Annotated in this window: 13 protein-coding genes; 2 read left to right on the top strand and 11 right to left on the bottom strand. The window is 41.0% G+C overall.

The genetic code is table 11. The features are described 5' to 3' along the window. Positions 1–99: 99 nt before the first annotated feature. Both fabV and GQF63_RS03605 read left to right on the top strand, forming a co-directional pair. Positions 100–1,296, top strand: coding sequence for an enoyl-ACP reductase FabV (gene fabV, locus GQF63_RS03610; RefSeq protein WP_160367749.1), 1,197 nt, complete (start codon positions 100–102; stop codon positions 1,294–1,296). Positions 1,297–1,834: 538 nt separating this feature from the next. After that, on the top strand, positions 1,835–4,036 hold the full coding sequence (locus GQF63_RS03605) for an ATP-binding protein (protein WP_160367748.1): 2,202 nt from the start codon (positions 1,835–1,837) through the stop codon (positions 4,034–4,036). A 20-nt stretch (positions 4,037–4,056) separates the two neighbouring features. Here the strand turns inward: GQF63_RS03605 and GQF63_RS03600 are convergent, their stop codons facing one another. The 11 genes from GQF63_RS03600 to GQF63_RS03550 are packed head-to-tail and all read right to left on the bottom strand — an operon-like array spanning position 4,057 to position 15,127. Next, positions 4,057–4,737, bottom strand: a complete 681-nt coding sequence (locus GQF63_RS03600) for an anaerobic ribonucleoside-triphosphate reductase activating protein (RefSeq protein WP_160367747.1) — start codon at positions 4,735–4,737, stop codon at positions 4,057–4,059. Continuing rightward, positions 4,718–4,903: an anaerobic ribonucleoside-triphosphate reductase gene (nrdD, locus tag GQF63_RS19845; protein WP_160367746.1), complete on the bottom strand. Its 186-nt coding sequence runs from the start codon at positions 4,901–4,903 to the stop codon at positions 4,718–4,720. Before nrdD ends, GQF63_RS03600 begins: the two co-directional genes overlap by 20 nt. Next, the gene (locus GQF63_RS03590) at positions 4,884–7,001 is read right to left on the bottom strand and encodes a ribonucleoside triphosphate reductase (protein ID WP_160367745.1); all 2,118 of its coding nucleotides are present in this window, start codon (positions 6,999–7,001) and stop codon (positions 4,884–4,886) included. Before GQF63_RS03590 ends, nrdD begins: the two co-directional genes overlap by 20 nt. Before the next feature lie 55 nt (positions 7,002–7,056). After that, positions 7,057–9,081: a TonB-dependent receptor domain-containing protein gene (locus GQF63_RS03585; protein ID WP_160367744.1), complete on the bottom strand. Its 2,025-nt coding sequence runs from the start codon at positions 9,079–9,081 to the stop codon at positions 7,057–7,059. A 38-nt stretch (positions 9,082–9,119) separates the two neighbouring features. Continuing rightward, positions 9,120–9,911 (bottom strand): FixH family protein, encoded by a 792-nt coding sequence (locus tag GQF63_RS03580; RefSeq protein WP_160367743.1) that lies wholly within the window; start codon positions 9,909–9,911, stop codon positions 9,120–9,122. A 13-nt stretch (positions 9,912–9,924) separates the two neighbouring features. After that, a complete protein-coding gene (locus GQF63_RS03575; RefSeq protein ID WP_160367742.1) occupies positions 9,925–10,254 on the bottom strand; it encodes a metal-sulfur cluster assembly factor in 330 nt (109 codons plus the stop codon). Continuing rightward, positions 10,235–11,515 carry a hypothetical protein gene (locus tag GQF63_RS03570; protein WP_160367741.1) on the bottom strand — a complete coding sequence of 427 codons (1,281 nt, stop codon included), beginning with the start codon at positions 11,513–11,515 and terminating at the stop codon, positions 10,235–10,237. Before GQF63_RS03570 ends, GQF63_RS03575 begins: the two co-directional genes overlap by 20 nt. A 2-nt stretch (positions 11,516–11,517) precedes the next feature. Next, positions 11,518–12,339 carry a DUF2249 domain-containing protein gene (locus GQF63_RS03565; protein ID WP_160367740.1) on the bottom strand — a complete coding sequence of 274 codons (822 nt, stop codon included), beginning with the start codon at positions 12,337–12,339 and terminating at the stop codon, positions 11,518–11,520. A 44-nt stretch (positions 12,340–12,383) separates the two neighbouring features. Further along, positions 12,384–13,151: an ABC transporter permease subunit gene (locus GQF63_RS03560; protein ID WP_160367739.1), complete on the bottom strand. Its 768-nt coding sequence runs from the start codon at positions 13,149–13,151 to the stop codon at positions 12,384–12,386. A 3-nt stretch (positions 13,152–13,154) separates the two neighbouring features. Further along, positions 13,155–13,880, bottom strand: coding sequence for an ABC transporter ATP-binding protein (locus GQF63_RS03555; RefSeq protein ID WP_160367738.1), 726 nt, complete (start codon positions 13,878–13,880; stop codon positions 13,155–13,157). Further along, positions 13,877–15,127: a nitrous oxide reductase family maturation protein NosD gene (locus GQF63_RS03550; RefSeq protein ID WP_160367737.1), complete on the bottom strand. Its 1,251-nt coding sequence runs from the start codon at positions 15,125–15,127 to the stop codon at positions 13,877–13,879. Before GQF63_RS03550 ends, GQF63_RS03555 begins: the two co-directional genes overlap by 4 nt.

The following is a 15,127-nucleotide window of genomic DNA, read 5'->3' as shown; positions in this document are numbered from 1 at the left end:
GTAGTTAAGAATAGTTTTTAATAAAGAAACTGCAAGCATATTACTTGAAATTTTAACTACTTTTGCAATTAATTATTCAACTTTGAAAGATTAAAAAAGATGATTATTCAACCAAGAACAAGAGGGTTTATTTGTCTGACGGCACATCCGGAAGGAGCTGCGCAGCACATTAAAAACCAAATCGAGTATGTTAAATCCAAAGGTAAAATTGCCAATGGACCGAAGAAAGTGTTAGTAATCGGTGCATCCACTGGATTTGGTATTGCCTCGCGTATCACTGCAGCCTTTGGTTCCGATGCGGCAACCATTGGTGTATTTTTCGAAAAACCTGCTACAGAAGGAAAATTAGGTACCGCAGGCTGGTATAACTCTGCAGCCTTCGAAAAGGAAGCTCATGCTGCCGGTTTATATGCTAAAAGTATCAATGGTGATGCTTTCTCAGACGATATTAAAAAACAAACCATCGACCTGATTAAACAAGATTTAGGACAAGTTGATTTGGTTGTCTATTCATTAGCCTCTCCACGTCGTACCCATCCGAAAACTGGCGAACAATTCGCCTCCGTATTAAAACCTATTGAACAACCTTTTACCGATAAAACGGTAGATTTCCATACCGGTGTTGTTTCTGATATCACCATTCTTCCTGTAGATAATCCTGCGGATATTGATAATACCGTAGCTGTAATGGGCGGTGAAGACTGGAAATTCTGGATCGAGGACTTAAAAGCTGCTGGTGTATTAGCAGAAGGCGTAAAAACTGTAGCTTATTCGTATATCGGCCCTGAGCTTACCTACCCAATTTACCGCAACGGTACAATTGGACGTGCTAAGGATAACTTAGAAGGTACCGTGCCTGCTTTAAATGATTTATTAAAAGATATTCATGGCGTTTCTTATGTGTCTGTCAATAAAGCCTTAGTAACCCAGTCTAGTTCCGCTATCCCTGTTGTTCCTTTATACATTTCCTTACTATATAAAGTAATGAAAGAAAAAGGCATCCATGAAGGTACCATCGAGCAAATGCAACGTTTATTTGCAGAACGCCTGTATACCGGACAAGAAGTTCCTTTGGATGAGAAAGGAAGAATCCGTGTAGACGATTTAGAAATGCGTGCCGATGTTCAAGAAGAAGTAGCTAAACTTTGGAAAGAAACATCTACCGAAAACTTATCTGAAATATCCGATATCGAAGGATACCGCAACGACTTTTTCCAATTGTTCGGATTCAACTTCGATGAAATTGATTACGAAAAAGATACCAATGAATTAGTACCTGTACCTAGTATTGGGTAAAACACTAATTTTATAGCATAAAGCGCTGGTTATTATTAATCAGCGCTTTTTTTTGAAGTGTCCTCGTTTTTTTATCACTTTGTCATCTTTCTGTCATGGTGAGCGGAGTCGAACCACGAACCACGAACTACTGGTACGTCAGTGCAATCATCCACCTATCAATAACTTCATAACACATTGTTAATAAACTGATTATGTATGATTAATTGTATTGACGTACCAGTCGTTCGACTCCGCTCACGATGACAACACGAAAACAATACGCTGAAAAAGCAACAACACCCCCCTTCCAACTTTTCCATTTTCACCCCCGAAGCTTAACCCTATTTCTCCCCATGCTTCCCCTTTTGCTAAGGGGTTATATACGGGTGTGAAAGGGGTGAGAAAGGGGAGTAAAATGGTTCTACACCAAAGTTGTTACTTCGTATCAATACAGGAATAATACAGGCCATACAATTTATCATCACTTACTCATTTATACTACAAAAATTAACTACTTTTGGAGCAATGGGAATTCCCAGCACACTAATCAATTATTATGATGCTCACTGATGCTTCTTCTGCAAAGAATACAGAAATGTTAACTGTTGGTGTACAGGGTTTTGGCTATCTCATTGTGACAGATAAGGATTTAAACATCATTGCTGCCAGTGAAAATTTCAAAGAATTCTTGAACGAAAGCGTTACGTCAATTTTTGAAAAGCCCTTTTCCTATATCGTCAGCAATTTCCTGCCTAATTATACCATCGATATCGAAGAGGCCGTTCGGCAAATTTTAATTAATGAGCATGACCGCAATCTGTTAGAGATTGTCTTGGATAATAAGGGCTGCTATTTAAGTATTTACCAATTGCATGGCCATGTTTATTTTGAATTCGAGAGAAAGGTGGTAGACGGCGTTGTCTTTTTTCCAAAATTTGAAGCTTTTGCGCGTATCCTAGATGTAGAAAGCAGGGGGGTATGGGAGGTTTTATGTGACTATATCTCCAAGATATTAGCTTATGACCGGGTGACGGTGTATCAATTTGCGGAGGAAAATAACGGACAGATCATTGCAGAAACGAGACGCAACGATAATTTGGAGAGCATTTATGGAATGTATCATTCCGATTTTGCGGTATTGAGCCATGCCCGTAAGATTCATTTAATGAACCTCTGTCGGGTAACTCAAGATATCAATGAAGATCCTGTACCTATTATCAGCTTGAACAATCAACCTATTGATCTGCTAGCCACGAATATTAGAACGCTAGATGCTGTGCATCGTGCGCATTTAAAAAAGGTGGAAATAGGCTGTAACTTGAGTTATTCCATTTTAATAAATGATAAAATATGGGGTCTTATTTTCTGTCAGAATATAAAGCCTACGCGTATCAATCTGTTAAAAAGGGAGGCCATGGTTTATATGATTCAATGGACATCCGCTCGCTTTGCCGACGAATTGGAGGCCAAGGAAAGAGATTTTAATGAGCGCATAAGACAGTTTGAATTGACCTTGAAAGAAAAGTTGATGCTGAAGAGTGATATCCTCAGTGTACTTTCTTCCTTTAGCAAGATGATTTGCGATTTTGCAAACGCAGACGCTATGGTTATTGTTGACGGAGACCGTATCTACGCAGACAACATGAATATTGGCCGGCAAAAGCTTAAAAAGCTGCAAACTTTCATCTTAGCAAACTCCGATCAGTTTGTTTATACCGAACCGCAGTTCACCTTTAAATATGGACATGAGCTAGGCATAGAAATGGACCGATTTGCGGGCATCGCTAAAATCGATATTGATTCCAGTCGAAAATTTACGTTGTTATTTTTCCGGAAAGAGCATGTGGTACGTAGGACTTATATGGATAAGCCCGTAAAATATTTGGAAGATGTGAAAGCGAACGAGACCTTTGAGACTGAACCGCATAGGCATTTTGACTTATGGCACCATACCATTCATAGCAGTAGTTTGGCCTGGACAGAAGCAGAACTGTTTTTCTTCGGTCGATTAAGGCGATTGATTAAAGAAAGTATAAATCAGAAGTCGATTGAGATCAGCAATTTAAATGAAGAGGTTCATAATTTAAATAAGGCCTTAGACGCCTACGCCTACACGGTTAGCCATGATGTAAAAAATCCCCTTTCTGCCATCAACCTTTCCGTACAAATGATGTTGCAAAAGCCGGATATGCCCAAGGAGGTAAAAGATAGAATGCTGCTGAACATGAAGCAGGCCGTAGATTTAATCAGCGATCTTTTAGTCGCCATTCATGATTTCAGTAAGATAAAATCATTTAGTTATCAAACCGAGTTATTAGATATCAAGCCTTCTATTTTACAGGTGATTGATTTCTGTTTATTGCGTTATGATTTTTCCCCAAGCCATATAGAGGTAGGTGATTTATGGCCAATCTATGGGCATAAAACATTAGTCTATCAATTATTTCAGAACCTCATTGGCAATGCAATTAAATATTCGGCAAGAAATGAAAACCCTAAGGTGGAAGTATATTCGCTGAAGGAGCAGGAGTTTGTCCGCTACGTTATTCGCGATAATGGGATCGGTATTGCGCAGGAAGATCTTAAGGTGATGTTCGATTCCTTTAAGCGCTTGGACAATGCCTACGATTTTGAAGGAACAGGACTTGGATTGACCATCGTAAAAAATATTGTAGATAAACTGGATTTACAGATTAAGGTCGATAGTCAATTGGGAATAGGGACAGAGATTCAATTGCTATTTCCCATCGAGCAATAAGGAGGGCTTATTTTTCCATATTAGTGCTCGCGGATGCGAATAGGAATAGGACTGGGCAGTAAATCTTCCAGTTGTATAGGTCTGTAATCATTTTCCAGTTCACCTAAGGTGCTGGTATCAGGAAAGAATTGTTGGAGGTAATAGGAGTGCGGGTAAGCTTCATCTGCCAGCACTTGAGCCATTGCTTTAATATCGGCTGCCGTCAACAAGGAACTATGCAACGTTGTTCTCACTTCAAAAGGAATAGCAGCCGCTTGTAAGGTTTTTAAGGTTTTCAAAAATTTCGAATACCCATCCAATTTGGTAATTGCTTTGTACTTTGCCTCAGGTGCTTTAAAATCTAAAGCTACATAATCAATGATTCCGGCCTCGAGCATAGCATGTATGCGATCTGGACGCGAGCCGTTGGTATCTATTTTAACCAAAAAGCCCATGGCTTTTGCCTCCTGGGCAATGGTATGGCAGGCGGGATGACTGCTGCATTCGCCGCCACTTAATACTACGGCTTGTAAGAGCTGTTTTCTCGATTTCAAAAAGGTCAGTGTTTCCTCCATAGAGAAGCGACCTTTGCCCAATACAATATCCGGATTATAGCAATAGCTACATCGCATATTACAGCCTGCAAACCACAGGATGCAGGCTGTTTTTTCTGGATAATCTAATAAGCTAAAAGGCGTAATGCTAAAGATTGGATTTGCCATGGGCTTCCTTAAAATGCTTCCGCTGATTATGCTCGCCTTGCTTACCAATGTTGAAGCTTTCCACCGGGCGATGGTATCCCATCACTCGCGTGTATACTAAACATTTGTTCCGTTCTCCTTCATGTTCTTGAAGGATTTTCTCCATTTCAATTGATGTCGTTTTCATAAAGTTGCTGTTTAAAATGTTTATCAATTATTTCGTTATCGCATTTCGGGCAATAGCCATGTTCCCCATTGAGGTAGCCATGAACAGGGCAAACCGAAAAGACTGGGGTAACCGTAATATAAGGCAGGCGGAAATTCGTCAGTACCGTTTTGACAAACTCTTTACAGGAGGCCGAGGTACTTATCTTTTCCCGCATGTAGAGGTGTAATACCGTTCCACCGGTATATTTACACTGTAGCTGGTCTTGCAGCATGAGCGCCTCAAAGGGATCTTCCGTATGGTCTACAGGAATTTGGGAACTGTTGGTGTAGTAATTTTGTTCTTTGCTGCCTGCTTGGATGATATCTGGATAGCGCTTAATATCTTCTTTGGCAAACCGATAGGTGGTGCCCTCGGCAGGGGTAGCTTCTAAGTTATAAAGGTTTCCGGTTTCTTCCTGGAATTCTTTCATGCGCATCCGGATATGCTCCAAAAGCTCCGTAGCAAAGGCTATACCCCAAGGGGTAACCATGGTTTCATGATCTTCCGTGAAATTACGGATCATCTCGTTCATGCCATTGACACCTATCGTAGAAAAATGATTTCTAAAATGGGTTAAATAGCGCTTGGTATATGGGTAAAGACCATTATCATACATCTGCTGGATGAATACTCTTTTTTTCTCTAGGGTAGACTTTGCAAGAAGTAATAATTCATCCAAACGGGTCATCAATGCTTCCTTATTCAATTTATATAAGTACCCTAGGCGGGCCATATTGATGGTTACCACGCCAATACTTCCGGTCATTTCGGCACTTCCGAAAAGGCCATTTCCTCGTTTCAGTAATTCTCGTAAATCCAGCTGCAATCGGCAGCACATACTGCGTACTGCGTTGGGTTTATAGGCTTCGGGGTTTTCAATTTTGTTTCCGTCGCTATCCAAAGTGTATTGGCTTCCGATGAAATTCTGAAAATAGGAGGATCCAATTTTCGCGGTGTTTTCAAATAACAAAGCCACATTTTCGCCTTCCCAATCGAAATCTTCAGTAATATTTACCGTAGGAATAGGGAAGGTAAATGGTTGTCCATTTGCATCACCCTCTGTCATCACCGTATAATAACCCTTATTAATCATATTCATTTCCTTTTGGAAATGCTTATAGCAAAGGTCTTCCAATTGGTTCACCCCGCGAGCCTTGGCTTTTTCCAGTAAATCGGAATTTGACAAGCCTTTGAAGAGGTGCTGGTTATTTTTGGTAGGCATCTGGTCTTGTAAATCAGCAGGCACCATCCAGTCCAGGGTAATGTTGGTGAATGGAGATTGCCCCCAACGGGCAGGCACATTTAAATTATATACAAAGCTGCGAATAGCTTTGGTAATATCCTCTTGGCATAAATTGTCTTTGAACACGTATGGTGCTAAATAGGTATCAAAGGAGCTAAAGGCTTGTGCACCGGCCCATTCACTTTGCAGGATACCTAAGAAATTGGCCATTTGCCCTAAGGCTTCTCGGAAATGGGAGGGCGGTCGGCTATCTACACGTCCTCGAACGCCATTAAAGCCCTCGTCTAGCAATACGCGAAGGCTCCAGCCCGCACAGTAGCCGGTTAAACAATCTAAATCGTGGATGTGGATTTCCGCATTGCGGTGCGCATAGCCTTCCACTTTACTGTAGACTTTGTCTAACCAATAATTGGCGATAATTTTGCCGGCCGTATTATTTACTAAACCCGCATTGGAGAAGGAATTATTTGCATTGGCCTGAATGCGCCAGTCTTGCTGAAATATATACTCTTCCACCGTTCGGGTGCTATCTACATAAGTCGAGTTATCATCAAAACCTTGGAGGTTTTCACGTTGTAATTTTCGGGTATGGCGATAGACCATAAAGGATCGCATGACTTCGAAATAACCCATCTCATAGAGTATCCGTTCAATGGCGTCCTGAATTTCTTCCACTTCCCATAAGGGTTTGCTTGTTAATTCAGCCATCACCACCTGAAAGATGATATCCGAGTAGGGTACTCCGACGCTATGGAAAGCTTTTTTTATAGCTTCCTCAATCTTAAATCCCTGGAATGCTTCATAATTCCCATTTCTTTTAATTACTGTATTCATAAGCGTAGGAAATAATTAATTATTAAAAACTCCGCTGTACCTTGTTGGACAGCGTTTAGAAGGCAAAGGTCACCTGCGCTATAAAGTTGCGCCCCGGGCGTGCAATCTTCATAATGTCTAAGTGCCGGTAATAATATTTATCAAAGATGTTTTCCACCCGCATGGCCGCAATCAAGCGTTGTTTCGGCAGGTTGAATGTTTTTCTAAAAGCAGCGTTGAATAAACAGGCTTCAGGCGTAGCAAGATCGCCATAGCGTTCGGTGCTGATATGTTTTTGGGCGGCATGGTTCTCCATTTCTAGTTGGAATGAATAGCCTTTGTATTGCGTGGAAAGCGTATTTAGATTCGTTAATGGGGCTATTAAAGGTAACGCATAGTTCTCATTATCTTTCCCTCGGGTGTAGGTGACTGTACTCATAAGTTCCAGAAATTTCAAAGGTTTCAATTGCAGGGAAAGCTCGCCTCCCGATAACTGGGCTGAAGGTAGGTTCTGATATTGTTTTACGCCTTTTGCGCCGGGTGTCATCACGCCATAGGCGGCTTGCACCATACCGGCCATATAATCTTTAAAATAATAATGGAATCCTGTTAGTTCCACCTGTACCCAGGCTTGTTTATAGCTGGCAGAAAGACTTCCCTGCATTAGTTTTTCAGACTTTAATGCGGCATTCCCTAAGTAATCGTAGGAGTCTAGCCGGTTAAACAAATAAAAGCCATAATACTCTTGTAAACTGGCACTACGGTTGCCATAGCCTAGTTTAGTATGGAAGTGCCAGTTTGCACTTGGCGTCCAATGAAGGCTGGAATGTAGGTTTAATAAGAGGTTGTTACGGTCGAATCGATCAGCTAGCATGCCTGATAATTGATCCTTGCCTGCTTCACTGTAAATGGATGAATTGGAAAGGCTAAATGTTCCAGCGGTTTCCAAGCCCCAGTTTCCTATTGCCAATAGGCTATGAGCTAGATCTATACTTACAAAACTACGTTGTGCATCTGGCAGGGTATACATGAACATGGGGCTTCCTTCTTTCGGATACATGGTCATATTTGCTGTAGCGCGGTTGATGTATGCGCTTAGCCGAGATTGTAGCATATGTTTCGCCGATGCCCAACCGCCTTCAGTATAGAGGCCAGCAGTCCAAGTATTACCAGGCATATCCATATGCATGGCCACTTCTTCTGCCGGGCGTTTGGTGTCGTCCATGGCATGGTCGATTTTGTTATAGTAGAATTTAGAGCGGATAGGTAGTAAATGCTCAGCTGTTGGTTTGTAAATATGCGTAATGGAAGCAATATGGGCATTGGCAAATGCGACATCCATGGTTAATGCCGGATATCCGATATCATTGCCTAGATCCATTAAGTATTGTGCAGAAATTTCATTTCTGCTATTCAACTGATAGCTTAGGGCAAAATTGCTGTTCCATTTTTGATATTGGGAATTTGGAACAACCACCTGTTTGGCGGCCTGGTAATTGTCGGATTTGCGGAAAATGCCATTCGCAAGCAAGGCAAATCTATTGCGCTTATAATGCAGACTGGCGAGGGTTTGTATACTGGAGGAGTTACTTTCATAACCCGTTCCGATTAACCCTTTAAACTGTTCTTGGGCAGCAAGGTCGGCTTGCGCTAATTTAAAATCAATACCTCCCGCCAGGGCGCCACCATAATTACTAAAGGATGGCCCTAGGTTAATGCTTAATTGCTGTAAATTCGTTGGCTCGATATAGGAGCTCACCGGATCCATTCGATCAGTACAAGCACCAAAAATAGCCATTCCATCAATGGTTAGATTGACTTGACCCGCATTGAGACTCCGGATGCTGGGTTCCCAAGCATAATTCCCGCGTCTGACCATTTGTACGCCTGCTGCCCGATCTAAGAGTTTATCGATATTCGCCTGTTTGCTAGCACGATAAGCAGCTTCAGATTTCTTTCCTACCGATTGATTACGGCTCACTAAAACTTCCTCAATAGCTACAGTTTTCAGGCTGTCTGCAGTATGCTTATGTTCCTGGGCAACAGCAAATGGAATACCCATGGTCAGGCTAGAAAGCAGGAGTAAGGTATGGCGTTTCATGGTAATGGGGTTAAAATCTAACGATTGGTTTATGTTTATTAAAACAAGATGTCTAAGTATAGATTACTGGAAATAAGGGTATTGTCTTTTTTGATGTCAAAGAATAATCGCCAGTCTCCAGTCATGGTAAAGTTTACTTTTCCGCTATATTTTCCGTTGCCTTTGCCCACTGGGTTTACATTATTTGGCGAACCATGGTTCATGGAGGTCATCTCCGGATGAAAGGTCATGGTAAATCCATCGGCTGCAGGAAAGGAAAACATCGATTCTCTTTTAAATAATAAGACGTCTAAATCATTCATACCCACTTTAGGGTTGCGAAGCGATTGTAAAGCAATTACGTAGCGTGTTCCGTCGGTCGCTGTAAACGTTTTTACCGGATTATTCCCTTCTTTCGCCATTGCAATGGTTACCGGGAAGCTCAATTTTTCGCCATTAACCTCGACGTCTAATTTCCAGGTGCCGGCGGTACCACTTGCCATGGTGAATACAGCAAAGCCTACATAGCTTCTACTGGCTGGATCATAACTTAGGGTAGACGAATGCGGACATCCATGACTCATCGTTGCCATTTGCATCACAGGGGATAGGCTTACCTGTTTATTGCTTAAGGTTTCTTCATTCTTTAATACTTGGATATATAAGGGTTGATAACCTATGCTTAATTCATTGTCGGCCCAGAGGCGAATGGTTTCTTGGCTACTGGTTTTTAATTCCGCTATTTTGACCTTATTTAGAAATGGATTTTCAGGTTGAACATCATCCTTACTGCAAGAGCTTAAGGTAAATACCGTTAGGAGGATACTGAATAACACGAAGATATTTTTCATGATGAATTTGTTTTTATTTGATTCTTAGTTGTTGTTTTCCAGCTTCACTGATGGAATCTGCAGACCACATGGGGTCCCAAACCAAGGTGATCTGAATGGTTTTGCAGGGAAATAGCTGCTGCAGATTATTCTGCACCCCCTGAATAATACTATCGCCTAAGGGGCATTCTCTGCTAGTGAGGGTCATGTTGACTTTAATTTGCTCATCGGATAAAAATTTGAGCTCGTAAATAAGACCGAGGTCCACGATGTTTAAATCCAGTTCCGGATCCATGACCAAACGTAAAGACTCCCAGGCCTTCAACTTTAAGGCATAATAGGGGTCAGTGAGTTGCAGTTCCATAAGCGACCGTTCTTTTATGAAAAATTATTTTGGCGACATTGATGAGATAAAGGCTTGCTAAAGCAACCCATAATATGGAGGCGATAACAATCAGCAGCTTAATTTTACCAATGGTGCCTAAACTTAGTACCAGCATACTGCTCAAAAAGAGGTAGTATTGCACTTTTAATAATTTTTGATTGTATAAGTCTTTAGGCATAGGAATTTTTTCCATCCCATTAATATCCTTGTATTTTAAGTTCCAGATGATGAAGGGTAGGGTTTTAAAGGTCATGCCCAATATAATTCCAGATAACCAGCCCAGAAAGATCCATACCCCATAGGTACTTATCCAATGTCCTGAAGGTTGGTTTAGCACCATAGGTAAGCTGAAGAGCCCCAGAATAAGGAATAGGAAAGAGCTGAAGCTATGTTGCATGGGGAAGTCTATTTTCTTGCGCAAGCTTTGCTTTTTCGCATCCCATAGGTAGACTAACCAAAAGGCTATGCCTATGCCAACAATAACCGCATAAGCCAAGGAGTCCATCCCGATTTGATGGTTATAGCCTCTGGCTAAGAATAGGGCTAAGCCAACATTCTGAAAAGTTAATGCCGCGTATAACATCCAATTTTTATTGCTTTTTCCTAGGATAAACATAGGGATCAATTTCGCCGATGCGCCTGTAACCAATTGTAAGAACCAACCGGCCAGGCCGGCATGCGCATGCAGCTTGAGTATTTCCAAATGATTTCTCGGGATGAAATTATAGGCGAGGTTAATGGCCAATAGTAAGCCTACGGTGGTCGTGAAACAAAACCAAAAGGAGGAAAATAAGAAGAAGGTATTAAAGATGGCTGAATGTTCCTGGTCTTTGGTTGTCATCCATACATTAAAGAAAAATAAAAAGGAGGAAAGACAGATTAGGGAGCCCGCCAAAATCATCAACCAATTGGTTGCAAATAGCCAAAAACTGCTGATTAAGAGCAGGGTTCCACTGGTTAATAGCACATAACAAAGGACAGCCAGCTTATTGCTATATAAGTGGTTCTCGGTTATTACGGGCAGTAATTGATGTACAGCACCTAGAATAATCATCGTGATCCAACCTAATGCCAAGGTATGAACCATGGCCAATACCTGCGGATGAAAATAATGCGCTAGTATATCTGATCCTGTGATGAGGAACAAAATGCTGAATACTAAAAAGAAAAGGCTGGCCGTTGCATAATATGGGATTATGGCAAGAGGAGAGGGGGCCTTATCTATAAATACACTTGACATGGCTATTTAAGTCTCGAAACCAATAATTTTACATCATTCGCCTTAAATTCACTGATATAGACCTGAAGCTTATAGCTGGCTAAGTCTTCCAGGAAGTATAAAGGCACTTTTTTATGTTGCACAAAAAGGACTTCATCGGGTTTTAAATTGGCCGTATGCGCAAGGATGGTTTCCATGGGTTGTGGCATGGGTAATTCCCGCACATCGATACTGAAGAGCTTTTCAGGATCTAATTTTTCCAGCCTTTCAATAAAATCGACATCGCTGATAAAGGCTGGATTTTCTGCTGATTTTTGGATCTCAGGTTCATTTAATTGTTGGGCTTTTAGGAAATAACAGTAGAACAATTCGTCTTCTACTTTTTTGATATAACTTTTAGCGCCCATCTTTTCCAGCCTGCTGATGAGGGGGAACGGATTAAAATCGTTGATAATACAAAGAATCTCCCCTTCGGCCAGGTTTTTATAGGCAGTAATAATATCTTTCAAGGGGTCATTTCCGGCCTTAATCATGGGGCGAACATCCATATCCTGGATTGTATGCCCAGCTAGCCAATCGGGTTCTGGAAGGGGGCTTTCCTCTTTTACATCAGCTTCCGCATCTTCCCATATAAACCCTAAGGGTTCTAATACCTCCTTAAACCTGGATAATTGACAATGGCCAATTTTGGAGGCTTCCATAATACTGACCCTTGTTGCTAAAAGCTTTCGAAGGATGGGGTTCTTCAAGTTTTGAAAAGGCTTGGCGATAGATGCGATGGCATCTATGCTTTGAACATTATGCTGAATGAGCTTTGCTATTTTGGTATGTTGATTTATTTTCATGATGTTCATATTTTCTTGAAAATTTAAGGGTTGTTGCTATTTCATCAGAGGTCTTTCTTTTTAAAATACCGGATGGATAAGGCAACGGGGATAATAGCCCATAATGCCATAATAATTGCGGTAATAGCCATGCCTGTTCCTGTACCAAAGAAATCCCGAAAGATAGCCCCAGTATAGCCCATCATCGCGGAGAGGTCAACTTGGAGGAGCATAAAAATCCGGCAGATGTCTATGGGGTTTAACATAGAAATGGCTACCATCGCATTTTCAATCGGATAATCGGAGAATTGGAATAAGAAAAACAGGACTAAGGCATCAAACAACAGCGCGAAATACAACCATAATAAAATGGCTAATCCAATTCCTTTTGACTTATCCCGGATCCATACGGATATCAGCATGGCTACCGAGACAAAGATGATGGATAAGAACAGACCAGATCCAATGAGCGTTAATCCGGAGAGGCTGGCTTCAAATAACAAGGTTGGAATACCCACGCCTAGCAGGAACGAGATACACATGGCCGAGGCCAAACCAATAAATAGGCTACACCAAATTTTCTGCCTTTGTAAGGGTTGACTGACCAATAGATTGATAAATTCGGCACTGTTATACAAGTAGATGCTCGAAAAGATGATGCTTACTAATGGAACTACAAATAGAATGATATTCATTAAGCTCACAAGTCCTTTTTCACTACTGCTTTCCATATTGAAAATGCTGATGGAAAGAGTAAACAACAATAATGTATAGATGACAATGGTTCTATTTTTTAATAGATCGGCAAATACATATCGAATGATTTTATTCATGAGCTATATTTCTTTTTTATGTTGAGAAGCAGACATAATTTGTGCTATAGCTTTAGAAAGCTTATCTGCTCCAGTATCTTCTTTTAATTGATTTAGTGATTTATGAAACAAGAGATTGCCCTCTTGGATATAGATGATTTGGGAAACCATATCATCTAAATCACTTAATACGTGTGAACTGATGATAATCAGTTTATTCTTGCCGATTTCTTTTTTAATTTTTTCTTTGAGTATTTCGGTTGATAAGGGGTCTAGGCCTGCGGTAGGCTCATCTAAAACCAGGGCTTTGGGGCTAAATAAAAACGCTAAACAAGCGCTTACTTTTTGCCTTGTACCTCCTGATAGAGTGCCCATGCGTTTATTTAATAATTCTGGAATGCCAAAGGAATGGTATAACTCGTAATCGAGTTTATCCTCCGGCATCTTGCGAATATCTTTCATCAGGTCGAATACCTGACCGATGGTCATATTCTCTGGGTATTGACCGATTTGGGGCATATAACCTATTTCATTGCGATAAGCCCATTGGTTATGGATGTCATGTCCGTTAAAGAGTATTTGCCCTTTACTTGGCACAACCATACCTAAAATGGCTTTTATCAATGTGGTTTTGCCACTCCCGTTTGGACCAATCAATGCTATGCATTCACCACCATTCAGGTTAAGGTTGATGTCCTTTAGCACCTGAAACTTGCCAAACTTCTTCGATATATGTTGAATGTTAATCATACTTTCACTGATTTCATTAATGGCTGATCATCTTTAAGGCTCTCTGGAGTTAGGCTAGGTATCAGCCGCTCGGTGCGGTCGAATAGGGTGACCATAAAACTCCGAAAGAGAATCATTGCTGTTGGGTATCGTTCGACCAACATGGAGAATAAACTGACAGGACGATAGGGGATATCTCCCACGCCATCTCGGTCTATGTCGTATCCTTCGTACTTATCCCAATAGTTCTTTTTGAACGTATTTAAACTTAATGATCCATTTGTAGCGACATCAAAGGTGTTTTGAAAGAAGTTATTGTGAAAGAAAGTGTTATCCATGCAAGAGGCCTGCACTTTTAATGCCCAACCGTTGCCCATAAATTCATTGTGTTCCAGGTGGCACCGGTTGCTACCTTCCATAAAAATAGCGGTGGTATTCCGGTCAAAGCGATTATTGGTAATTTCACTATCCGAAATATCTTTTAACAGTAAGCCATAGGCTGCGTCTCCCCAATTTTCTTCAAACACGTTGTGTTTCATCGTTACGCGGTTGGTATACATCACGGCCACACCGGCACCATTAGCGCGAAAGGTATTGTGGATATAACTGTTGTCGTGGGAAAACATAAAGTGTAGCCCATAGCGAAGATTACTATCTGACAGGTTGTTTTCTACCTGTGTATGGGTAACAAATTCTAAGTAGATACCGTCTCTATGGCCTTTTATAATGTTGCCTTGAATCGTCAGGCTATCACTTTTCCAGCCATGAATGCCATTGCCAATCAATTGCTCTGCTTTTCCGTAAGCTTGCAGTTTATTGTTTATAAATTGGCAGTGTTTGGAGTTTTGGGCATATATGCCAAAGAAATTGTCTTCCAATACATTATCCTTTACCGTAACATGGTGGGTATTGTAGATTTTTACGCCTGCTATATCGTTCATGGCGGAATGGCCTGAACTTTTAATAACAAAGCCTTGGATCAGTACATAGGGCGATCGGATGGAAAATGGTTCGGTTTTCTTTTTACCATCGATAACAGGTTTGTTGATACCGATGATTGCAAGTTTTTTGTCAACACGAATATTTCCTTCATCGTAATAGCCAGCTTCAACCAAAATGCTATCGCCATCTTGAGCCATTTGTATGGCTTTATTGATGGATTGTATAGGTCTATCTTTACCTACGGTAATAGTAGCGGCATAAGTCATGCCGCTACTAACCAATAAACACATGATTGAACTAAATAAATGAAAAAAATATCTTCTCAT

It is taken from the genome of Sphingobacterium humi (assembly GCF_009768885.1).
Classification (GTDB): domain Bacteria; phylum Bacteroidota; class Bacteroidia; order Sphingobacteriales; family Sphingobacteriaceae; genus Sphingobacterium; species Sphingobacterium humi.
This window is presented reverse-complemented; position numbering and strand designations above follow the sequence as displayed.